Origin of the sequence: Anaeromyxobacter terrae, assembly GCF_022690685.1 — a bacterium.
GTDB classification, from domain to species: Bacteria; Myxococcota; Myxococcia; order Myxococcales; family Anaeromyxobacteraceae; genus Anaeromyxobacter; species Anaeromyxobacter terrae.
This window is the reverse complement of record NZ_JALCYY010000018.1, coordinates 1-21,840: the sequence shown is the minus strand read 5'-3', so window position 1 is coordinate 21,840 and position 21,840 is coordinate 1. Positions and strand designations below refer to the sequence as shown.

Below are 21,840 nucleotides of genomic sequence, written 5' to 3'. Positions count from 1 at the left end.
TGCGGGTCCGTCCGCGCACCCGCGCCGCGCCTCCGGCGGCGCGCGGGTGGGTGCCCCGTGGTAGAACCCACGGCCCGATGCCGGAGATCGCCCAGGCCACTCCGATGATGCGGCAGTACCTCGAGACGAAGGCGAGGTACCCGGACGCGCTCCTCTTCTTCCGGCTCGGCGATTTCTACGAGCTCTTCTTCGAGGACGCGCTCACCGCCTCCGAGGCGCTGCAGATCACCCTGACCGCGCGCTCGAAGGGCGACGACAAGGTGCCGATGTGCGGCGTGCCGCACCACGCCGCGCGCGGCTACGTCGCGAAGCTGCTCGAGAAGGGCTTCAAGGTCGCCATCTGCGACCAGGTCGAGGAGCCGGGGAAGTCGGCGCTCGTGAAGCGCGAGGTCACGCGCGTCGTGACCCCGGGCATGGTCTTCGACGACCAGGTGCTCGATCCGCGCGAGGCGAGCTACCTGGGCGTGGTCGCGCTCGGCGAGAACCGCGCCGGGCTCGCGCTCCTCGACGCGTCGACCGGGCACCTCCAGTGTGGCGAGGTGCGGGACGACGCGCGGCTCGTCGACGAGCTCCGGCGCGCCGGCGTGCGCGAGCTCGTGCTGCCGCTCGGCGCGGACGACGCCCGCGTCGAGCGCGTCCTGCGGGCGGTCGGGGTCCCCGCCGCGCGCCGGCCGGCTGCGGACTACGAGCGGGCGGAGGAGAAGCTCCGGCGCCACCTGGGCGTCGCGAGCCTCGACGGCTTCGGCGTCGCGGGCGAGCCGCTCGGCCTCTCCGCGGCGGCGGCCGCGCTCGCCTACCTCTCGGACACCCAGCGCGCGTCGCCACGCCACGTCGATCGGATCTCGCGCCTGCGCACCGACGACGTCCTCCTCCTCGACGAGGCGACGCGCACGAACCTCGAGCTCGAGCGCACGCTCGTGGGCGCCCGCAAGAAGGGCTCCTTGCTCGCGCTCCTCGACCGGAGCGTGACCGCGCCCGGCGGCCGGCGGCTCGCGGAGTGGCTCCGCTACCCCCTCACCGATCTCGCCGGCATCCACGCGCGCCTCGACGCCGTCGAGGAGCTCGTGGGCTCCTCGGTCGCGCGCGAGGACCTCGCGGCGGCGCTCCGCCCCGTCGCCGACGCGGAGCGGCTCCTGTCGCGCCTCGTGCTGGGGCAGGGGAACGCCCGCGACCTGCGCGCCCTCGCCGGCGCGCTGCTCGCGCTCCCCGCGCTCGCGGACCTCCTCGGCGCGCGGACCGCGGCGCTGCTGCGCGGCTCGGGCGAGCGGCTGCGCGGCCTCGAGGAGCTCGGCGCCCACCTCGATCGCGCGGTCGCCGAGGAGCCGCCGGCGACGCTCAAGGAGGGCGGGCTCATCCGGCGCGGCTTCTCGCCCGAGCTCGACGAGATCGTCGCCGTCGCCGAGGACGGCAAGGGGTTCATCGCCCGCCTCGAGGCGCGCGAGAAGGAGCGGACCGGGATCGGCTCGCTCAAGGTCCGCTTCAACAAGGTCTTCGGCTACTACATCGAGGTCACGAAGGCGAACCTCCACGCGGTGCCCGCCGACTACGAGCGGCGCCAGACCACCGTCGGCGGCGAGCGGTTCGTCACCCCGGAGCTGAAGCGCTTCGAGGAGACGGTGCTCACCGCCGAGGAGCGGCGCTTCGGGATCGAGGCGCGCCTGTTCGAGGAGCTGCGCCAGCAGGTGATCGAGGCGGCGCCCCGCGTCCGCACCGCCGCCGAGGCGGCCGCGACCGCGGACGCGCTGCTCGGCCTCGCGCGCGTCGCGGCGGAGCGCGGCTACGCGCGGCCGGAGGTGGACGGCTCCGAGGTGCTCGAGATCGTCGACGGTCGCCACCCGGTGGTCGAGGCGGTGCTCCCCGAGGGGCCGGCCGCGTTCGTCCCGAACGACGTGCTCGTCGCCTCGCGCGGCGCGCCCGACTGCGAGAAGCTCGGCGCGCTGCACGTGATCACCGGTCCGAACATGGCCGGCAAGAGCACGGTCATGCGGCAGGCGGCGCTCGTCACGCTCCTCGCGCAGATGGGCGCGTTCGTGCCGGCCCGCCGGGCGCGCGTCGGGGTCGTCGATCGGATCTTCACCCGCGTGGGCGCGTCCGACGATCTCGCCCGCGGCCGCTCGACCTTCATGGTCGAGATGACCGAGACCGCCGCCATCCTGCACAACGCGACGCGCCGCTCGCTCGTGGTGCTCGACGAGATCGGGCGCGGCACCTCCACCTTCGACGGCGTCTCCATCGCGTGGGCGGTCGCGGAGCACCTGCACGACGAGGTCGGCTGCCGCACGCTCTTCGCGACGCATTACCACGAGCTTCAGGACCTCGCCCGCGAGCGCCCCGCCGTCCGGAACCTCACCGTCGCCGTGCGCGAGGTGGGTGATCAGGTGGTGTTCCTGCGCAAGCTCGTCCACGGCGGCGCGTCGCGGAGCTACGGCATCGAGGTCGCGAAGCTCGCCGGGCTGCCGGCCGGGGTGCTCGCGCGCGCGAGAGAGATCCTGAAGAACCTCGAGGCCCTCGAGGTCGACGAGGGCGGCCACGCGGCGCTCGCCCGCGGCCGGAAGCCCCGGCGCCCGGAGCCGCAGAGCCAGCTCGGGCTGTTCGCGCCGCCCCCCGCGCCGGTGGACCCCGCGCTCCTCGAGATCGCCGCCGCGCTCCGCGCCACCGAGCCCGACACCCTCCGCCCGCTCGACGCGCTGAACCTCCTCGCGTCCTGGCGTGCGAAGCTCGACGGCCGGTAGCAACGGTCGAGAGACCGCCGGAAAAAAAAGAGGGGCCGCACTCGCGGCCCCTCCGTCCCTTAAGCCTGACTTCTATCCCAGGAGCGCTGCGGCGCGCCCTACGCCTTCTTGTGGCACTCCGCGCACTTCGCCGGGCCCTTCGCCTCCTTCTTGTGGCACTCGACGCAGAGGGCGTGGGCCTTGTCCTTGCCGAAGCCCTCGATCTTGCCGCCCGCGGCAGTCGCGTGGCAGGTCTCGCACTTCACGGCGGCGTGCGTCTTGTGGTTGAAGGTGACGTTTCCGTTCTTCGCCTGGAGCGTGACCGGCGCGGCCGGCGCGTCCGCCGCGAAGGCGGCACCCGCGAAGAGGACGGCGGCGACGAGCGAAACGATCCGGATCTTCATCTGCGTGACCTCACGTGTTCGCATGCACGGCGGGTGGATCCCGCCGCGGCGTGGCGTCGCAATGTAGAGCGACGCTCGGTGAGAGGTCGCTGCGGTTTGTCGGCGCGCGGCGGGCCGCCGCAGTGGGCGCGGATGGCTTTGGACAAAATGAAAGGGGCCGGTCTCCCGGCCCCTCGTCACTGCGAACGACTCGACGAGCGCGTTACGCCTTCTTGTGGCACTCCGCGCACTTCGTCGGGCCCTTCGCCTCCTTCTTGTGGCACTCGACGCAGGTGCCGTGGGCCTTCTCCTTGCCGAAGCCCTCGATCTTGCCACCCGCGGCGGTCGCGTGGCAGGTCTCGCACTTCAGCTTCCCCTGGTGCGCCTTGTGCGGGAAGGTGATGTTGCCGTTCTTGGCCTCGAGCGTGATGGTCTCGGGGCCCGTGTCAGCGGCGAAGGTGGCGGTGGCGACGACGACGGCGAACAGCGCAGCGAAGAACTTGGTCACTTGTCGTGCTCCTGAGATCGGGGCGGACCAGCCCGCCCGGCTTAGGGACGGCGGAGCCTACTCGATATTCAAGAAGCCGAGACATAAATGCGCAGGGTCGTCGCCGCCCAGATTGGTCGATTGAGAAAGCGTCTCATTTGCGCGCGGGACCCCATTCGGCGGTCTCGATTCGCTTAGCGCTCAGGCCATCTCCAGCACTGCCGAGACGAGCTTGTCGATCCCCGTCGCGACCGCGGAGATCCATGGACCGAGCATGTAGGCAGGCGTCGACACCACCTTCAGCCGATCGTCCACCGCGATCTCGTCCACGCGCCGCTCGACGTGCTGCGCGCCCCACGACGCGATCGCCGCGGCGGTGTCCGCGTCGTTCCCGATGGTGACCTGCACGCCCTCGGCGCCGAGCACGCGCGCCGCGATCACGGGCGAGATGCAGATGAAGCCCATCGGCTTCGAGGCGGCTCGCATCTCGCGCACGAGCCGCTCCACCTCGGGCAGGACCCGCATCGAGCGCCCCTCGACGGCGAACGAGCAGAGGTTCTTCGCCACGCCGAAGCCGCCGGGGAAGACGAGCGCATCGAGATCGTTCGCGGACAGCGCCGCGAGATCGCGGATCTGCCCGCGGACGATGCGCGCGGACTCGGCGAGGACGTTGCGCCGCTCGCCCTGCGCCGGCGCCTGGCGCCTGTGATCGATGACGTGCAGCTGCTCCACGTCGGGCGCGGCGGCCACGAGCTCCGCGCCGCGGCGATCGAGGGACAGCAGCGTGCACGTCGCCTCCTGGATCTCGGCGCCGTCGAGGAAGCCACAGCCGGCGAGGACGACGCCCACGCGCTTGGGATTGGCCAAGGGACACCTCCGCAGAGGAACAAGGGCGCCAATCGTACGCCGGGGCGCGGGGGTGGGACAGCGCCCCACCGCGGGCGCCGTGCGGCCGAAAAGTGGACCTCGATATCGCCGTCGCCGAGACTGGTCGTCTCATGGGCCGCGGGTCGCTTGCCCTTCTCCTCCTCGCTCTCGCGGCCCCGCTCGGGACCTCTGCCGCGACGCACCGCGCCAAGCCCGCGGCGGCGTCGCGATCCGTCAAGCCCGGCCCACGCGCCGCTCGCGCCCCCGCGAAGGCGCGCCAGTCGCCGCGCGCGAGGCAGAGCGGGCTCGAGAGCGCGAAGGCGGCGATGCGCGCGCTCACGCAGGACCGCGAGAAGCGCCGCTACCGGCACCACTGGGAGCACGCCATCGCGGGGCTCGTCCGTGCCGCGAAGGGGAAGGACCGGGCGCCCGCGTTCCTCGAGGCGGCGCGCGCGAGGTACGCGCTCTACCGCTGGTCGGCCGACGAGGCGGATCGCGAGAAGGCGCTGCTGAACGCGGGGCGGGCAGCGAAGCTCGGCTCCCGCGAGGCGGGCGTGCTCGCGGCCGCGATCCGCCGGGAGGCGGGAGACGACCGCCCTGCGCCGAAGCCGTCGCGCGGTCGCGGCGGCGCCACCTCGCCCGCGCCCGAGGAGACGCCGCAGGACTCCGAGCCCGATCCCGAGCTCGACGCCGCGCTGGCGGACCTCACCGGCGCCGGCTCCGCCCCTGCGCTCGCGCTCGGCGAGTCGGGCGGGGAGGGGCGCGCGCGGGTCACCGACGTGCGCACCTGGTCGACCGACGACTACACGCGCGTCGCCATCTACCTGTCGCACTGGGTGGGCTGGCAGAAGCTCGAGCTCGCGCCGGCGGTCGGCCTTCCGCGCCGGCTCGCAGTGGATCTCCGTCCCGCCTCGCTCGCAGGACGCGCGCTGGCGCGGCCGGTCGCGGGCGAGCGGGTGGACCGGGTGCGCGCCGCGCAGAACGACGCCGACACGGTCCGCGTCGTGCTCGACCTGCCCGGCACCGATCGCGTGCAGCTCTTCGGCCTCGACGACCCGCCGCGGCTCATCGTGGACGTCGGGACGGTCTCCGCGCGCCGGAGCGTCGCCGAGGCGCCGCCGCCCGCCGAGCCGGCGCGCCCGGCACCCGAGCCGCCCTCCGCCGCGACCGGCCGCACCGCGGCGGTGCCCGCGTCCTTCAAGCGCGTCGAGCGCGCGCCGGAGCACGACCTGCCCACGCGCATCCGGCGCATCGTGGTCGACGCCGGTCACGGCGGGCACGACCCGGGCGCCATCGGCCCGCGCCGGGTGCGCGAGAAGCAGGTGACGCTCGCCATCGCCAAGCGGCTCGCGACCCGGCTGCGCGCCGCGGGGTTCGAGGTCGCGCTGACGCGCAAGGACGACCGGTACCTGGCGCTCGAGGAGCGCACCGCGATCGCGAACACCGCGGGGGGCGACCTGTTCGTGTCGATCCACGCGAACGCGCACCCCCGCCGCAACCGGAGCGGGGTCGAGACCTACTTCCTCAACGTCGCCGACGACCGCTACGCGGCCCGGCTCGCGGCGCGCGAGAACGGCATCGACCCGTCCGACCGTGGCGCCGGGGACGCCGGGCGAATCCTCACGGATCTCGACGCGAAGGCGAGCGCCGGCGCATCGGAGCGGCTCGCGGGCCTCGTGCAGCGCGAGCTCACGACGGGCGTCCGGGCGCGCGTCGGCGAGGTGCGCGATCTCGGCGTGAAGAGCGCGCTCTTCTACGTGCTCCTCGGAGCGCGGATGCCGGCGGTGCTCGTGGAGACCGCGTTCATCTCGAACCGCGTCGAGGAGCAGCGGCTCGCGTCCGATCGCTACCAGGACGAGGTCGCGGCGGGGATCACGCGGGCCGTGACTGCGTTCGCGCGCAGCGAGGCGCGGGTCGCCGCCGTGCGGTGAGCCGTCGCCCAGCTATATTCGCGTGATGCGCCTGCCCGACGTCCACCCGACCCTGCCGGCCGCGGCGCCCTTCGAGTTCGAGGCGCGGCTGGCCGAGCTGCCGCCGCTCACCGGCGACGTCAAGGCGGACTTCGCCGCGCAGCGCCGGTTCGTCGAGGAGGTGCACCGCGCAGGGGGGAGCGGCCACACGGTGGTCCGCCTCCAGAGCGCGGCGATGGACCGGATCGTCGCGGCGCTGTGGGAGCGCGCCTGCGTCGCGGCCGGCGACGAGCGGGCGCCCACGGCCGTGTCGCTCGTCGCGCTCGGAGGTTACGGGCGGCGCGAGCTCGCGCCGTTCAGCGACCTCGATCTCCTCGTGCTGCACGGCCCGGGCGAGCCCGACGCCTTCGTGAAGGCCGCGAGCGAGCGGTTCCTCTACTCGCTGTGGGACCTGAGGCTCGAGGTCGGCTACGGCGTGCGCGACCTCCGGGCCTGCGACGAGCTCGCCACCGAGGATCACACCGCGCGCACCGCGCTCCTCGACCTGCGCTGGCTCGCCGGCGATCGCGCGCTGTACGCGGAGCTCGAGCGCGAGGAGCTGCACGGGCTCTCGGCCCAGAAGGTGGAGAAGTTCCTCGCCGACAAGCTCGACGAGATGCGCGCGCGGCGCGAGCGGTTCGGCGACTCGATCTACCTCCTCGAGCCGAACGTGAAGGAGTCGGAGGGGGGCCTCCGGGACCTCCAGTCCGCCCTCTGGCTCGCCCGCGTCCGCTTCAAGGTGGCCGGGATCACCGAGCTCCTCGCCCGCGCGCTCCTCCCCGAGCGCGAGATCCGCGAGATGCGGCGCGCGCGCGACTTCCTCTGGCGCGTCCGCAACGAGATGCACTACCTCGCCGGCCGCAAGTGGGACCAGCTCACCTTCGACGTCCAGCCCGAGGTGGCGCGGGCGATGGGCTACCTCGACCGCGAGCACGGCTCGGCCGTCGAGGAGTTCATGCGCCACTACTACCTGGCGGCGAAGACGGTCCTCGTCGCCAGCGACGCGATCGTGGACCGCTGCCTCGAGCCGCAGGCGGCGATGGGCTGGCGCATGGTGCCGCCGCCCGCGGCGACCCTCGGCGCCGAGCGGGCGGTGCCGGTGATGGGCGGGCGGCCGGCGCGCTCGACCGAGCGGCTCCTGCCCGGCGGGGAGTTCAAGGTCTTCCGCGGGCGGCTCACCGTGGTCGACACCGACGTCCTGCGGCGGTCCCCGGCCGCGCTCGTGCGCCTCTTCGCGACCGCCGATCGCGAGCAGCTCGATCTCTACCCCTACGCGCGCGACCTCGCCGCGCAGGCCGCGGAGGAGCTGGCGCCGGAGGCGGCGAGCGATCCCGAGCTGAACCAGGAGCTGCTCGCGTGCTTCACGCGCCCGGGGACGCGCGGGCGCTTCCTCACGCTGATGCACGAGATCGGCGTCCTTCCCCGCGTCCTGCCCGAGTTCGCGCGGGTGACGGCGCGACGCCAGATCGACGTCTACCACGTGTACACCGTGGACGTTCACACGCTGTTCGCGGTGCGGCGCCTCCTCGCGCTGCGCTGCGGCGACGTGACGGAGGACGGGCTCGGCGACCTCGCGCGGACGGTGCAGCGGCCGCTCGCGCTGTACCTCGGGACGCTCTTCCACGACATCGGCAAGGGGGCGGGGAAGGATCACTCCGCGCGCGGGGCGGAGATCGCCGCCGAGGCGTGCGTGCGGATGGGGCTCGACCCGGCCGACGCCGCCGACATCGAGTGGCTGGTCCTGAAGCACCTGCGCATGAGCGCCATCGCGCAGCGGCGCGACCTGTCGGACCCCGACCTCATCCACGCGTTCGCCGAGGAGGTGGGGACGAAGGACCGGCTCGACAAGCTGTACCTCCTCACCTACGCGGACATCGCGACGGTCGGGCCGCGCACCTGGACCGACTGGAAGGCGCGGCTCATCCGCGAGCTCTACGGGAAGACGCGCGAGGTGCTCGAGAGGGGCGAGCGCCGCCCGGAGCCGGGCACCGCGGAGGCGGCGGGCCGCGAGCGCGTCGCCGCCGCGCTCCGCGCGCGCGGGGGCGCGGTCGACGCGGAGCACGCCCGCTTCGTCCAGGCGATGCCGGCGCGCTACTTCGTCACCGTCGATCCCGCGCTCGCCCCGCGCCACCTGCGGCTCCTGCGGTTCGGGCGGGACCTGCCGGTCGCGACCGCGCTCCGGCACCACCCGCCGCTCGGCTACTCCGAGCTGTCGCTCGCGGCGCGGGATCGGCCGGGCCTGCTCGCGACCGTCGCGGGCGTGCTCGCCGCGCACCGCATCGACATCCAGGCCGCCGAGGTGTTCTCGACCGCGGAGGATCCCGGCCTCGGCTGGCTCGCGGGGCGGGCGCTCGACGTGTTCGAGCTGCGCGGGCCTGAGGAGGGCGCGGTCGAGCCGGCGCGCTGGCGGGCGGCGCGGGCCGATCTCGCGCGCGTGCTCGCAGGGGAGGAGTCGCTCGACGCGCTGCTCGCGCGCCGCCTGCGTGCCTCCTCGCTCCCCGAGAAGCCGCTCCCGCGCGTGCCCACCAAGATCGTCATCGACAACGACAGCGCCCGCACGCACTCGGTGGTGGACGTGTTCACCGCCGATCGCGTGGGGCTCCTGCACACGCTCGCCCGCACGTTCTACGAGCTGAACCTCTCCGTGGATCTCGCCCGGATCTCCACGGAGGGGCACCGTGCGTCCGACGCCTTCTACGTCCGCACGCCCGACGGCGCGCCGCTCGAGGGCGAGCGCGCGGCGCGCGTGGTCGCGGCGCTCACCGCCGCGCTCTCCCGCCCCGAGCAGGGCTCGCGCTAGGCCCGCTCCCTAGGCGTCATCGCGGAGCCCATCCGCGCCGGCTCGCGGCGCGCGATCTCTCACGACCCGGTGCTTGCGTCCTCCGCGTGGGGAGCGCAGCGCGGCTCGTTCGGGCACCACCGAAAAGATGCGGGATGGCGCGCTCTTGTCCAGCCGACCGGGCGTGGACACCGTGTTGCGCGGGCGGTCGGGGTAGGGGAAGGGAAGCAAGCGTCGCATGAACGATGTCATCCGAATCGGGATCGTGACCGCCTGGCCCGAGGACGATTGGCACAGCAAGCGGCTCGTCAGCGCCTGCGCTCGCCACGGCGAGGCGGCGGTGATCGATCCGGCGGAGCTCTCGGCGATCGTGGACAGCGACGGCGTCGTATCGGTGACCGCGGAGGGTCGCGAAGGCGAGACCTTCGACGCGTTCGTGCTCGCCCGGGGAATGGGCCGCGCGGGGGACGCCGACGTGCAGTTCGAGATCTACCGCGCGCTCGAGGACGCCGGCGCCGTGGTGGTGAACCGCATCGACCCGCTCCTCGCCGCCCAGGACAAGTTCCGCACGTCGTGGCTCCTGGCGCGCGCCGGCGTGCGGACGCCCCGCGCCGCGGTGGCGCAGACCGCGCGTGGCGCGGAGGGCGCGCTCGCGGCGCTCGGGGAAGCGGTCGTGAAGCCGATCGCGGGCTCTCTCGGGGACGGGGTCGAGCGGCTCCGCGCGGACACCAGCGGGCGCGCCGTGGTCCGCGAGCGGCTCGCGCGAGAGGGCGCGGTCTACCTCCAGAGCTACGTTCCTCATCCCGGGCGCGACGTCCGGGTGTTCGTGGTCGGGGGGCGCGCACGCGCCGCGATCGAGCGGCACGCGCCTCCCGGGGATTGGCGCACGAACGTGGCCACCGGGGGCCGGGCCGAGGCGGTGCCGCTCGGGTCCCGGCTCGCGGCGGTGGCCGAAGCTGCGGCGTCCGCGATCGGGCTCGACTACGCGGGCATCGACGTCGTGGTGGGACCCGAAGGGCCCACCGTCATCGAAGTGAACGGGAACCCCAGCTGGCAGGGGATCCTCGAGGCCACGGGCCTCGACATGGCGGAGGCCATCGCCGAGCACGTGCTCGGTCGGGCGCTGCGCCGGCGCGTGGCCAGCGACCACATTGTTCCTGACTGGACGGGGGCGACAAATGGCTGAGGAGAAGAAGGGCGGCAGCAAGGGAGCGATGACGGTCTCGGAGGCCGGTCGCAAGGGCGGCGTGCGGGTCCGCGAGACGCGGGGTCGCAAGTTCTACGAGGAGATCGGCAAGAAGGGCGGCGAGACCGTCAAGGCCGAGCGGGGTCGCAAGTTCTACGAGGAGATCGGCAAGAAGGGTGGCGACACCGTCAAGGCCGAGCGCGGCCCGCGCTTCTACGAGGAGATCGGGAAGAAGGGGGGCGAGACGATCAAGGCCGAGCGCGGGACGCCGTTCTACGAGGAGATCGGCCGGAAGGGCGGCCACAAGGTCCGCGAGCTCATCGAGAAGGGGAAGGCTGGGGCGGAGGAGGACGCTGGCGCCGGGCACACGGGCGGCGAGCGTTGATGCACCGATGAGGTGCTCTTGAGGGGGGGGTACGATGGCGGACGAAGAGAAGGGCGGCGCGCGGCGCGGTGAGCCGGAAGAGGGTCGCCGTGGGATGACGGTGTCGGAGGCGGGGCGCAAGGGCGGCATCGCCGTCCGCGACGAGCGCGGCCACTCGTTCTACGAGGAGATCGGCCGCAAGGGCGGGCAGAAGGTCCGCGAGCTCATCGAGCGCGGCAAGTCTCGCAGCTGACGGTCGGCGAGGAGTTGAACGCGGCGGCGACGCCGCGAGGCGCCCGTCCGGGGATCCCGGGCGGGCGCGCTCGTTTCGCCGAGAGTGCGTGACCACGCACGGGCCGGCTGGAAAGGTGGGGCGTTCCGAACCTCCCACCGGGCCGAGAAAACTGCTAGTAAGGAGGCGCCCATGCCGGTCGCCCCCATCGTCGAGATCGATCCGCTGCACCCCCAGCCCCGTGTGGTCGAGCGGGCGGTGTCGGTGCTCTCGTCCGGCGGGCTGCTGGCCTTCCCGACCGACACCTATTACGGGCTGGGCTGCGATCTCTTCGACAAGCGCGCGATCGAGCGGATCTACCAGCTGAAGCAGCTGCCCCGCTCGCACGAGCTGTCCTTCATCTGCCAGGACCTCGCCGAGATCTCGCGCTACGCGATCGTCGACAACGCCGCCTACCGCGTGCTGCGCCGCAAGGTGCCCGGGCCGTACACGTTCATCCTCCCGGCGACGCGGCTCGTCCCCGACCTCGTCCTGCGCCGCCAGAAGACCGTCGGCATCCGCATCCCCGACAGCCCCATCGCGCTCGAGATCGTCCGGCGGCTCGGCCACCCGCTCATCTCCACCTCGGCGGCGACCCCGGACGGCGAGGTGCTCATCGACGCGCACGACATCAAGGAGAGGCTCGGGCACGGCCTCGAGCTCGTGCTCGACGGCGGCTACAAGCCGAACGAGCCGTCCTCGGTGATCGACCTCTCCGGCGCCGAGCCGCAGGTGCTCCGCGTCGGCAAGGGCGACGTGTCCGATCTGCTCGCGTAAGCGCGAGCGGGCCGCGAACTGGACCGCGCGGCGCCCCGCGCTATCGTCGCCCCATGTCGCCGCTCGAGCCCGCGCTCGACCTGTTCATCGCGCACGTCCGCGTCGAGAAGGGCCTCGCCGAGAACAGCGTGGAGGCGTACCTGCGCGATCTGCGGCGCTACGTCGAGCACCTCGACGCGCTCGGCGTCACCGCCTGGGAGCGGGTCGGCCGGACCGAGATCCAGGTCCACCTCGCCGAGCTCGTCCGCCGCGGGCTCTCGCCGCGCTCGCAGGCGCGAGCGCTCTCCGCGATCCGCTCGCTGCACGGGCTGCTGTTCGCGGAGCGGCTGACCGCGCTCGACGCGGCCGACGAGATCGACTCCCCGGCGCCGGGCCGGCGCCTGCCGGAGCTCCTCTCGCACGACGAGATCGCGCGGCTCCTCGCGGCGCCCGACCCGCGCGGCGCGGCGGGCCTGCGCGACCGCGCCATGCTCGAGCTCCTGTACGCGACCGGCCTGCGCGTCTCCGAGCTCGTCTCGCTCGGCGTCAACGACGTGAACCTCGAGACCCGGGTGCTCATCGCGCGAGGGAAGGGGAACAAGGAGCGGATCGTCCCGGTGGGCGCGCCGGCGGCGGAGGCGGTGAAGGCCTACCTCGCCATCGCCCGCGAGCGGCTCCTGCGCGGGCGCCGCACCAAGGACCTCTTCGTCACGCCGCGGGGCGGCCGGATGACGCGGCAGGGGTTCGCCAAGCTCCTCGGGCGCTACGCCCGCGCCGCGGGCATCCGGCGCCGCATCTCGCCCCACAAGCTCCGGCACTCGTTCGCGACCCACCTCCTCGAGGGCGGGGCCGACCTCCGCGCCGTCCAGGCGATGCTCGGGCACGCGGACGTGTCCACGACGCAGATCTACACGCACGTGGATCGCAGCCACGTGAAGCGGCTGTACGACCGCTTCCACCCGCGGGCCTGAAGCGGCCCGGCCGCGCGCGCGCAGCTTCGGCTCCGAGGGGGCGAGCGGCCGTCGTCCGCGTTGACCGGCCACCCCCGTGCTGCTAAAGAACCCCCTTTCCCTGCGAGGCTTTAGGTTGGACAACGCCCTCATCCTCGAGCGGGTGCTGAACCTCATCGTGCTCCTGCTCTCCCTGACGTTCCACGAGTTCTTCCATGCGTGGTCCGCCTGGCGACTCGGGGACGACACGGCAGCACGCCTCGGTCGACTCACCCTGAATCCGGTGCCGCACATCGATCCCATCGGGACGCTCCTGCTGCCGCTCCTCGGCGCGCCGATCGGCTGGGCGAAGCCCGTGCCGGTCAACCCGGCGCGGTTCCGGCGGGGCGTCCGTCAGTCGACCGGGGACATCCTCGTGAGCGCGGCGGGGCCGCTCTCGAACCTGCTCCTCGGCACGATCGCCGCCATCGCGCTGGGCCTCATCTTCCGGTTCTCTCCGGAGACGGTCCGGCCCGGCGGCGGCGCGCTCGAGTTCCTGCAGCGGCTCATGATCGTGAACGCCGGGCTCGCGATCTTCAACCTGCTGCCGGTGCCGCCCCTCGACGGCAGCCACGTCGCCGAGAACCTCATGCCGTACCGCTTCAGGCCAGCGTGGGAGCAGTTCGCGCGGTTCTCGCCGTTCATCCTCCTCGGCCTCATCGTCTTCGGCCGCGGGCTCATCTACCCGCCGGTCGTGTTCGTCTTCGGCCTCCTCCAGCAGCTGACCCTCTCGATCGCCACCTAGGTCCGATGTCCGAACAGCGCCCCATCGTCGTCAGCGGCATGCGGCCCACCGGCCGCCTCCACCTCGGCCACCTCCACGGCGCCCTCGCGAACTGGGTGCGGCTGCAGGAAGAGAACACCTGCTACTTCTTCAGCGCCGACTGGCACGCGCTCACGACGAACTACCACGACCCCGGCGTCATCAAGCGCGCCGAGCGGGAGATGTTCGTCGACTTCATCGCCGCCGGCGTCGATCCGCAGAAGGTGACGCTCTTCGTGCAGAGCGAGGTGAAGGAGCACGCGGAGCTGTACCTGCTCCTCGGCATGATCACGCCGCTCGGCTGGCTCGAGCGCTCCCCGTCGTACAAGGAGATGCGCGAGAACATCACCGACCGCGACCTCGCGCTGTACGGCTTCCTCGGCTACCCGGTCCTCATGACCGCGGACATCATCACGTACAAGGCGACGCGCGTGCCGGTGGGCGTGGACCAGGTCCCGCACCTCGAGCTCTCGCGCGAGATTACCCGCCGGTTCAATCACCACTACGGCGAGGTGTTCCCCGAGCCGCAGCCGCTCCTCACCGCCGCGCCGAAGATCCTCGGCACCGACGGGCGGAAGATGTCGAAGAGCTACGGGAACACCATCGACCTGGGCGAGAGCGCCGAGTCGACGACGAAGAAGATCATGGGGATGGTGACCGACCCCGCGCGCAAGCGCCGCCAGGATCCGGGCAACCCGGACGTCTGCGGGATCTTCTACCTGCACAAGGTGACGAGCGAGCCGGAGACCGTCGCCTGGGTGGACGTGAACTGCCGCACGGCGGGGATCGGCTGCGTCGACTGCAAGAAGAAGCTCCTCGAGAAGCTCCTGCCCGAGCAGGAGCGGATGCGGGAGCGGCGCGAGGCGCTGCTCGCCCGGCCGGCGGACGTCGACGCGCTCGTCCAGCTCGGGACCTCCAAGGCCCGCGCGGTGGCGGCCCGCACGCTGGACGAGGTCCGCGGGGCGATGAAGCTGAAGCTCGCCTGAGGAGCACGGGGGCGTCCCTTAGCGATGGCAAGGCACCACCCGGAGAGCGACGCGGCCGCCGGCGCCGAGCAGGCGGCCGAGGAGGCCTCCGCGCGCGCCGCTGCGGACGCGTTCCGGGTCACCCTCCCGCCGCTCCGCGCCGGGGAGCCGCCGTTCGAGGGCCCGCTCGACCTCATCCTGCACCTCGTCAAGGAGCACGAGGTCGATCTCTTCGACATCCCCATCGCGCGGATCACGGAGAGCTACCTCGCGACGCTCGAGGCGATGCGCGAGCTCGACATCGACATCGCCGGCGAGTTCCTGCACATGGCGGCGCAGCTCATGCTGATGAAGTCGAAGCTGCTCCTGCCGAGGACCGAGGTCGCCGAGGACGCGGCCGGCGTGGAGGACGTCGGGGTGGACCCGCGCGCCGAGCTCGTGCGGCGCCTGCTCGAGTACCAGAAGTACAAGGCCGCCGGCGAGGAGCTCGGCGAGCGCGACATCCTCGAGCGCACGGTGTTCGCCCGCAGGGCGCGGGTCGAGCGGCCCGCGGCGGCGGACGGGCCCGAGGGGCTCGCCGACGTCTCCGTCTTCAAGCTCATCGAGGCGCTCGATCGCGCCCTCAAGCACGCGCGGCCCGAGCACACGCACGAGGTGGTGACGGACCGCCTCACCATCACCGACGCCATCGCGCGCGTCGCCGACGTGCTGCGCCTCACGCGCCGCGCGACGTTCGAGGAGCTCCTCTCCGGCCCGGCCGAGCGGCGGCACACGCGCGCCGACGTGATCGCGACGTTCCTCGCGATCCTCGAGATGGCGAAGCTGAAGCTCATCCGGATCTTCCAGGCCTCGCTCGACGAGGCCGGCCCCGGCGCGGAGATCCTCGTCGAGGCGAAGGACACCCTCGGCGACGACGCTCCGGCGCCCGGGGGAGAGGACTATCGATGACCGTGGATCACGACGACTCGACGACCCCCAGCGCGCCGCCCGCCGAGGCGGAGCCGAGCGCGCCGGCCCCGGAGGCGGCGGAGCCCGCCGGCCGCGGCGGCGCGGGGGCGCGGGCCGGCGCGCCCGCGGGAGGGGTGTCCGAGGCCGAGCTCCAGGCGATGCAGGCCGCGGAGGATGCGAAGGCCGGCGACCCGGAGCTCGAGGAGGTCGAGTCGGCCGCCATCGACGCGCCCGGCGCCGACGAGGAGAAGGAGGAGCCGTTCGAGAAGCTCGCCGCGGCCGCGAAGCGGCTCAGCGCCGACCGCGTGCGGACGATCCTCGAGACCCTGCTGTTCCTCGCCGAGCGCCCGCTCACCTCGGAGGAGCTGCGCCAGGCGACCGGCATCGAGCTCGATCGCGTCGAGAAGGCCCTCGACAAGCTCTCCGGCCACTACCGCGAGGGCGTCTGCGGGATCGTGCTGCACGAGGTCGCCGGGGGCTGGCAGCTCCGGAGCTCGCCGGACAACGCCGCCTTTGCGCGCCGCTGGCTCAAGGTGAAGCCGCAGCGGCTCACCCGCGCCGCGCTGGAGACGCTCGCCATCATCGCCTACCGCCAGCCGGTCACGCGGCCCGAGATCGAGGAGATCCGCGGCGTCGACTGCGGCGCGGTCGTGAAGGCGCTCCTCGAGAGGAAGCTCATCAAGATCCTCGGCAAGAAGGAGGAGCCCGGGCGTCCGATGCTCTACGGCACGACGCGCGAGTTCCTCGAGTTCTTCGCGCTAAAGGATCTCGCCTCGCTGCCGACGCTGCGCGAGTTCCACGAGCTCTCCGAGGAGCACCGCGAGATCGTCGAGAAGCAGCCCGAGCCGCAGGACGGCGGGATCTCCGGCATCGTGGCCGACCTCGCCGACGAGAAGCTCCGCGCCGATCTCGAGGCGAAGCGCGCCGAGAGCGACGCTGCCCTCGAGGAGCTCGAGCGCGCGATCGAGGCGGCCGACGAGAAGAGCCAGGCGGTGCAGGCCACGCTCGACGACCAGAAGAAGGGCGACGAGGACGAGGGGCCGGAGGCGCAGCGATGACGGGCGGCGCGAGCGGAGACGGCGTGCGCCTGCAGAAGTTCCTCGCGGAGGCGGGGGTCGCCTCGCGCCGCAAGGCGGAGGAGCTCATCCTCGCCGGACGCGTGAAGGTGAACCAGCAGCGGGTCACCCAGCTCGGGTCGAGGGTCGATCCGGACCGCGACCTCGTCACCGTCGACGGGAAGCTCGCCTCGCGCCGCGACACGAAGAGCTACTACCTGCTCTACAAGCCGCCCGGCTGCGTGACGACGGCGTCCGACCCCGAGGGCCGCCCCACCGCGCTCGAGTACCTGCGCGGCGTGAAGGAGCGCGTGTTCTCGGTCGGGCGGCTCGACTACGACGCGGAGGGGGCGGTCCTCTTCACCGACGACGGCGAGCTCTCGAACCGTCTCGCGCACCCGCGCTACGGCCATCGCCGCACCTACCTCGTGAAGGTGCGCGGCGAGCCGCCGCCGGGCGCGCTCGAGCGGATGGTCTCGGGCGTGCGGCTCGAGGACGGACCCGCGCGCGCCCTCGAGGCGGTCCCCCACGAGCGCGCCGAGAAGAACGTCTGGATCCGCGTGGTCGTGGGGGAGGGGCGCTTCCACCTCGTGAAGCGGCTGTGCGAGGCGGTGGGTCTCTTCGTCCAGCGGCTCTACCGGCCCGAGTTCGGCGGCGTGACCGTGGAAGGCCTCAGGCCCGGCCAGTTCCGGGCGCTCACGCCGGTCGAGCTGCGCGCCCTGAAGGCCGCGGTCGGGCTCGGCGGCGGCGCCCCCGGAGCGGCGACGGCGCCGCCCCGGGACCTCCCGCGTGCGGCGCGCCGGCATGGCCACGGGCCGCCGGCTCCGCCAGAGGCTCCCGCGCCGCGCGGGGAAGGCGCGCGCGGCGGTGGGGAGCGGGCGGAGGCTGGGGAGCGCGCGGCTCGTCCGGAGGGTGGCGAACGCCGCGACCGGGCGGAGCGGACCGGCCGTCCGGACCGTGGCGACCGGGCGGAGCGGGTGGATCGTCCGGACCGCGGCGACCGAGCGGAGCGGACGAATCGTCCGGACCGGGGTGACCGCAGGGATCGCGCGGGGCGGGCAGATCGCCCGGACCGTGGCGACCGCAGCGACCGGGCGGAGCGGACCGGCCGTCCGGACCGGGGTGACCGCAGGGATCGCGCGGGGCGCACGGATCGTCCCGAGCGGAGAGACCGTCCAAACCCTCCGGAGCAGTCCGGCCGGAAGGACCGCCGCGCGCAGGGTGCTGGCGAGCGTCCGCCGCGCGGGGACGCGCGAGAGGGCCGCGGTCGGACCGGGGCCGCTGGCCGCCGCGAGCCGCGGGGCGGATCCCGGCGCGGCCGCTGAGGCGCGTCGCCGAGGCGGTCGCACGCGCACCTCCTTGCGCCTGGGCGGGCTCCTGACGGAGCATGCCCGGCCATGCTCACGCGACGCGCCCTCGTCCTCGCCGCCGCGCTCGGCGCCCTCGCCTGCACGCGCGGGGATCTCGATGCATCCGATCCGGAGCGGCGCGCCGCCGCCGTGCGCGCGCTCGGTCGCGGCGGCGACCTCCCGGTCCTCCTCGTCGCCCAGCGCGACCCGAGCGCGCTCGTCCGCCGCGCCGCCGCGGAGGCGTTCGCAGCGCGCGGCGGCCCCGGCGCGGCGGAGGCGCTGGGCGCGCTCCTCCTCGATCCGGCGCCGGACGTCTCCGCCGCAGCGGCCCGCGGGCTCGTCGGGCTCGGCGCGGAGGGCGGCGGACGAGAGGATCTCGTGCGCGCGTACGGGACGACGGGACCGGCGGCGCGCACCGCGATCGCCGAGGCGCTCGACGCGCTCGGGGTCTCGCTGCGCGAGGCCGTCGAGGCGGAGGCGCGTGCGCTGTGGGAGCGGAACGTCGCGGCGCTCGCGGCGAACGCGGGCCCGGCGCGCGCCGGCGCGGCCGAGGAGATCGGCGCGAGCGCGCGCGCCGACGCGGTGAAGCGGCTCCTCCCGCTCGTCGATCCGAACCGGAACCCGGATCCGCCGCTCGCGGCCGCGGCCGCGCGCGGCCTCGCCGAGGCGGGCGACTGGAGCGCGCGACCGTTCCTGGAGGCGCTCCTCGCGGAGGGCGACGTGGCCACCGCGGAGGCGGCGGCGGCGGCCCTCGCACGGCTCGGAGATCCCGCCGCCGCGCCGGCGCTCGCGCTCGTCGCTGCGGACGGTCCCGCGCGGATCGCCGCGGCGGCCGCCGACGCGCTCGCGGTGCTCCCGGCCGCGCCGGAGGTCGGCGTGGCCCTCTGCGGCGTCGCGCAGCGGACGCGGGATCCCGTCATCGCTGAGCGGGCGGCGGAGGCGGCGGCGGCGCGCGAGGCCGAGTGCCAGGTCCGCCCGTTCGTCGCGCGTCTGGGGCGCCCTGGGGCCGCGGCGGCGATCGCCGCCCTCGCGGCGCTCGGCGCGCCCACGGCGGAGACCGCGGCGCGCATCGTAGCCTCGCTCGATCCGGGACGCGCTGACGTGGCGACCCGCACCGCGGCCGCACGGTTCCTGGGGCGGACCAGCCAGACCTCGGCTGGACCGGCGCTCATGCGCCGGGCGGCGGCGATCGCCGCGCGCGCGCCGGGGACTCTCGCGGCGGGCGAGCCGGAGGAGCTCGGGGCGGTGCTGGCGGCGGCAGGGAAGCTCCGCGCGGACGGTGCGGACGGCCTCCTGCGCGAGCGCGCCTCCGATCCGCTGCCGCCGGTGCGGGCAGGGGCGGTGGAGGGGCTCGCCCAGCTCGGGTCGCCGGGCGCGATCGAGCGCGTGATCGCGGCGCTCGAGGACCCGGATCCGAGGGTGAGGCTCGTCGCGGCCGACGCGCTCGGCCGCCAGGGGACGCGCGGTGCCGGCGCGCTCGCGAAGGCGGCCGCCGCCGGGAAGTTCGACGAGCCGGAGTGGTCGGACGCCCTCGCGCGGGCGCTCGGGGAGGCGGGAAGCGCGGAGGCGGTGCCCGCGCTCGCGGGGCTGCTCGACGGCCCGGCCGCGGCGACCGCCGCCGCGGCCCTCGCCCGGACCGGCGCGCCCGGCGCAGCGGCGCCGCTCGCGGCCTACCTCGCGAGACCGGACGCGCCCGCCCGAGCGCAGGCGATCGACGCACTCGCCGCGCTGGGCGCGAGCGAGGCCGCGCCCGTCATCGCGGCGCAGCTCACGAACGATCGGCCCGAGGTGCGCGCCGCCGCCGCGCGCGCCCTGGGGAAGCTCCGCTACGAGCCCGCCTCCGGGCGGCTCGAGGCGCTGCGGAGCGACTACTACGGCCGCGTCCGCCGCGCCGCGGTCGAGGCGCTCGCGAAGCTCCCCTCCGGAGCGCCGCGGCCGCGGCCTTAGACGGCCGATCGTTGCTCGCGCCCGGCAAGCGCCGTGCTCCGCCGGGGCCGCCACCGCGATGGCGGCGAGAGGCACCGAGGCCGCCCGGGGCGCGGTGCCCGAGGCCGAAACAGCCGACTGGGTTCGCGAACAGGACAGCAAAGCGAGCCCGCCGGAGCGCGCCGCGTTCGCGGCGAAGAGGTCACGCGGCGGCGCACTGGACAAGGCGAGCACGGAGCGAGCCGGGGGGCCCGTGTGCGTCCCCCCCGGCAAGAAGCCGGGGCGCAGCGCTTGAAGGGCTCGTGGTCATGCCCCCGCGAGCAAAGCGAGCCCGCCGGGGCGCCGACGCGTTCGCGGCGAAGCCGCCACGCGTTGGCGCACGGGACCCGGCGAGCAGGGGTGGGGCCCCGACGACGGCGGCCAGCCGTCGGCGGGGCGGGGGCGCAGCCCCCGTCTAATTAGACACTCGGCGCGACCGTGGTCGGCAGGACCGGCCCCTGCTGCCCAAACCGCGTCCGGATGGCAGCGCCGAAGGTGATGAGGGCGGCGGCGATCCAGGCGAGCCCGCCCAGGATCGGGATCTGCGTGACGAGCACGACGATCGCGGTGCCGATCGCGAGCTGCAGGACCCACGCGCCGCGCTGCGGGAGCGGGAGCGAGCGGCCGACGTGGAAGGCGAGGGCCGTGAACCCGAGCACCCCGGCGGCGAGGACGAGCAGGGCGAGCACCGCGACGAGCGGGATGCCGATGATCGTCACGACGAGCAGGAGCGCGAGCACCGGCGTCGCGACGATGCCCAGCAGGCCCGTGAGGATCGACTTCCACGGGCTCGCGAGCATGGTGCCCGCGACGGAGTCGACGCGGCGCGGGAAGAGCGCGACGACGAGGAGCCCGAGCGCGAAGAAGAGCGCGAACTTCGCGAGCACCTGGCCGATCGTCCAGAGCACCGAGTCGCCGCCGCCGAAGAGCAGGCTCGACCCGAAGATCCCGCCGATGCCGGGGAGCCCCGGGACCGAGACGCTGGTCTGCTCGCCGCCGATCGCCGCGTGCGGATCGGGCTTGACCGATCCGCCGACGCTCGTCGCGTTCCGCTCCACCACCGCGCCGGGGCCGACCTCGATGCTGCCGAGCACCGCGGTCGCGTCGCGCACGTTCGCGCCGCCCTCCAGCTTGATGCTCCCGAGCACCGCGACGACGTCGCGCGCCGTCGCGCCCGGCTCGAGGCGGACGTTGCCGCGGATGGCGACGACGTCGCGGACCTCCTCGCCGCTGCGGATGGTGACGTCGCCGTTCACGACGCGGTCGCGGGCGTCCTCGCCGGTATCGCGCCCGTCGCCCCACTGGCGCTGGGCGTCGCGCATGGCGCGGTCCGCGTCGCGCAGGGCGCGCTCGGCCGACCTGCGCGCCTCCGCGCCGATGCCGGCGAAGCCGCCGAAGGGCTGCTCGCGCACGACCACGACGCCGCCCTGGAGCTCCGCCATGAGCCCGGCCTGGTCGAGCACCGCGCGCAGCGCGTCCTCCACCGGCGTCGCGTTGAACACCCCGGACACCTCGCCGCGCACGCCGGGCGGGATGACGATGGAGAGGCTGCCCGCTGCAGCGACCTGACGGAGCGCGTCGTCGACGTCGGTCTCCTGGAACTCGCCGGTGAAGCGCTTCCCGCTCGGCTTCTCGAACCCCACGAGCGTGGGCTGCCGCGCGACCGGTCCGCTCGACGGCGCGACCACCACCGTGTTGCGGCGCCGCGACGCCTCGAGCTGCGTTCCGCTCAGGGCGGCGCGGAGCGCGTCCTCGACCGGCACGTCGCGGAGCTTCAGGACGAGCTGGATGTTGCCGGTCCTGCCGGTGTTGAGGACGAGGTTCCAGCCCGCCGCGTCGGCGATCTTCTCGAGCGCGTCGTCGAGCGAGACCGTGTCCGAGAGCGTGACGTGCTTGCCGGAGGGCTCGGCCGGCCAGTCGCCGACGAGCGGATAGCTCCCGAGCGCCGGCGGCGGCACGGGGGGGAGGGGCGACGGGGCCGGGCGGGCCGCCGGGTGCGCCGCGCTCTTCGGCGGCGCGCCGCCCGGCCGGGCCGGCGGCGCCTGGCGGGCCG

The 21,840-nt window shown here is 74.4% G+C and carries 17 protein-coding genes and 1 pseudogene; 14 read left to right on the top strand and 4 right to left on the bottom strand.

All coding sequences use genetic code 11. From position 1 onward, the window contains the following. Positions 1-77: 77 nt before the first annotated feature. Positions 78-2,732: a DNA mismatch repair protein MutS gene (gene mutS / locus MNY62_RS10170; RefSeq protein ID WP_242344043.1), complete on the top strand. Its 2,655-nt coding sequence runs from the start codon at positions 78-80 to the stop codon at positions 2,730-2,732. A gap of 98 nt (positions 2,733-2,830) precedes the next feature. Here mutS and MNY62_RS10165 read toward each other — a convergent pair whose 3' ends face one another. The 3 genes from MNY62_RS10165 to elbB all read right to left on the bottom strand — a co-directional run bounded on the left by MNY62_RS10165 (position 2,831) and on the right by elbB (position 4,448). Continuing rightward, positions 2,831-3,115 (bottom strand): cytochrome c3 family protein, encoded by a 285-nt coding sequence (locus MNY62_RS10165; RefSeq protein WP_242344042.1) that lies wholly within the window; start codon positions 3,113-3,115, stop codon positions 2,831-2,833. A 202-nt stretch (positions 3,116-3,317) separates the two neighbouring features. Beyond that, positions 3,318-3,602, bottom strand: coding sequence for a cytochrome c3 family protein (locus MNY62_RS10160; protein ID WP_242344041.1), 285 nt, complete (start codon positions 3,600-3,602; stop codon positions 3,318-3,320). Positions 3,603-3,782: 180 nt separating this feature from the next. Continuing rightward, a complete protein-coding gene (gene elbB, locus MNY62_RS10155) occupies positions 3,783-4,448 on the bottom strand; it encodes an isoprenoid biosynthesis glyoxalase ElbB (protein WP_242344040.1) in 666 nt (221 codons plus the stop codon). Positions 4,449-4,774: 326 nt separating this feature from the next. Between elbB and MNY62_RS10150 the strand changes: the two genes are divergently transcribed. The 13 genes and pseudogenes from MNY62_RS10150 (at position 4,775) to MNY62_RS10090 (ending at position 19,769) form a co-directional block, all read left to right on the top strand. Then, a complete protein-coding gene (locus MNY62_RS10150) occupies positions 4,775-6,379 on the top strand; it encodes an N-acetylmuramoyl-L-alanine amidase (protein WP_242344039.1) in 1,605 nt (534 codons plus the stop codon). 25 nt (positions 6,380-6,404) lie between these two features. Continuing rightward, positions 6,405-9,197, top strand: a complete 2,793-nt coding sequence (gene glnD / locus MNY62_RS10145) for a [protein-PII] uridylyltransferase (RefSeq protein ID WP_242344038.1) — start codon at positions 6,405-6,407, stop codon at positions 9,195-9,197. Between the two features lie 217 nt (positions 9,198-9,414). Beyond that, positions 9,415-10,362 (top strand): RimK family alpha-L-glutamate ligase, encoded by a 948-nt coding sequence (locus MNY62_RS10140; protein ID WP_242344037.1) that lies wholly within the window; start codon positions 9,415-9,417, stop codon positions 10,360-10,362. After that, the gene (locus tag MNY62_RS10135) at positions 10,355-10,747 is read left to right on the top strand and encodes a general stress protein B (protein WP_242340197.1); all 393 of its coding nucleotides are present in this window, start codon (positions 10,355-10,357) and stop codon (positions 10,745-10,747) included. Before MNY62_RS10140 ends, MNY62_RS10135 begins: the two co-directional genes overlap by 8 nt. Before the next feature lie 34 nt (positions 10,748-10,781). After that, positions 10,782-10,970: pseudogene (locus MNY62_RS10130) on the top strand (hypothetical protein); the annotation flags it as partial. A 180-nt stretch (positions 10,971-11,150) separates the two neighbouring features. Beyond that, positions 11,151-11,774 (top strand): L-threonylcarbamoyladenylate synthase, encoded by a 624-nt coding sequence (locus MNY62_RS10125; RefSeq protein WP_242344035.1) that lies wholly within the window; start codon positions 11,151-11,153, stop codon positions 11,772-11,774. 53 nt (positions 11,775-11,827) lie between these two features. Continuing rightward, positions 11,828-12,724: a site-specific tyrosine recombinase XerD gene (gene xerD, locus MNY62_RS10120; RefSeq protein WP_242344034.1), complete on the top strand. Its 897-nt coding sequence runs from the start codon at positions 11,828-11,830 to the stop codon at positions 12,722-12,724. 115 nt (positions 12,725-12,839) lie between these two features. Next, positions 12,840-13,487: a site-2 protease family protein gene (locus tag MNY62_RS10115; protein ID WP_242344033.1), complete on the top strand. Its 648-nt coding sequence runs from the start codon at positions 12,840-12,842 to the stop codon at positions 13,485-13,487. 5 nt (positions 13,488-13,492) lie between these two features. Then, positions 13,493-14,491, top strand: coding sequence for a tryptophan--tRNA ligase (gene trpS / locus MNY62_RS10110; protein WP_242344032.1), 999 nt, complete (start codon positions 13,493-13,495; stop codon positions 14,489-14,491). 24 nt (positions 14,492-14,515) lie between these two features. Next, positions 14,516-15,418 (top strand): segregation and condensation protein A, encoded by a 903-nt coding sequence (locus MNY62_RS10105; RefSeq protein WP_242344031.1) that lies wholly within the window; start codon positions 14,516-14,518, stop codon positions 15,416-15,418. Beyond that, a complete protein-coding gene (gene scpB, locus MNY62_RS10100; RefSeq protein WP_242344030.1) occupies positions 15,415-16,476 on the top strand; it encodes an SMC-Scp complex subunit ScpB in 1,062 nt (353 codons plus the stop codon). The genes MNY62_RS10105 and scpB overlap by 4 nt, the downstream gene beginning before the upstream one ends. Beyond that, positions 16,473-17,798 carry a pseudouridine synthase gene (locus MNY62_RS10095; RefSeq protein ID WP_242344029.1) on the top strand — a complete coding sequence of 442 codons (1,326 nt, stop codon included), beginning with the start codon at positions 16,473-16,475 and terminating at the stop codon, positions 17,796-17,798. The genes scpB and MNY62_RS10095 overlap by 4 nt, the downstream gene beginning before the upstream one ends. A 72-nt stretch (positions 17,799-17,870) precedes the next feature. Next, positions 17,871-19,769 (top strand): HEAT repeat domain-containing protein, encoded by a 1,899-nt coding sequence (locus MNY62_RS10090; protein ID WP_242344028.1) that lies wholly within the window; start codon positions 17,871-17,873, stop codon positions 19,767-19,769. A gap of 437 nt (positions 19,770-20,206) precedes the next feature. Here the strand turns inward: MNY62_RS10090 and MNY62_RS10085 are convergent. Beyond that, positions 20,207-21,840 (bottom strand): STN domain-containing protein (locus tag MNY62_RS10085; RefSeq protein WP_242344027.1); only part of this gene is annotated, 1,634 nt, incomplete at its 5' end.